This is a genomic window from Alcanivorax sp. HI0044, assembly GCF_001634945.1.
On the sequence record NZ_LWEZ01000599.1, the window covers coordinates 1 to 724 of the forward strand.

Sequence of the window (724 nt, forward strand, 5' to 3'; positions counted from 1 at the left end):
ATCATTGAAGCCACAGAGCAGAATATTCAGCAAATCCTTGAACAATCCCAACAGATCCCGGTGATCGTGGATTTCTGGGCCAGCTGGTGCCAGCCCTGTCAGCAGATGGCGCCGATACTGGAGCGGCTGGTCAATGAATACCAGGGCAAGGTGCTGCTGGCGAAGGTGAATGCAGATGAACAGCAAATGCTGGCCAGCCAGTTTGGTGTGCGCAGTCTGCCCAGCCTGAAACTGGTGTATCAGGGGCAGCTGGTCAGCGAGCTGGATGGGGCACAGACCGAAGGCGCGTTGCGCCAGTGGTTGGCCCCGGTGGTTGATCCGGAAGCGGCACAGCAACAGCAGGAAGAAGGGTTCATCGAGCAGGTGCGCATGGCCATTGAGGCGGGCCACACGGAGCAGGCGGAAGGCGCGTTACGGCAGACTCTGGAACAGAGCCCGGACAAGCATGCCATTCGTGCCCTGCTGGTGGAATTGCTGCTGGGAGAAGGGCGCCTGGATGATGCCCAGTCGGTGCTGGCGCAAGTGACAGAAGATGCGGAACCGTTACGCCCGTTCCGGGCACGTTTCGCGTTGCTGGAGAAGCTGGAAGGGGCCGGGGAGAGTCTGACGGAGCTGTCTGCCCGTATTGCCGACAAGCCCACGCCGGAAGATCTATATGCCTACGGCTTGCAGGCCGCCGCAGCGGGGCAGTTTCAAGCGGGGCTTGAGGCGCTGTTGCAGCTGT

1 protein-coding gene is annotated in these 724 nt (G+C 60.9%); it reads left to right on the plus strand.

All coding sequences use genetic code 11. The annotated features are described in order from the left end of the window. Positions 1–724: co-chaperone YbbN (locus A3730_RS07200; RefSeq protein ID WP_063537804.1), on the plus strand; the 724-nt coding region annotated here is incomplete at both ends.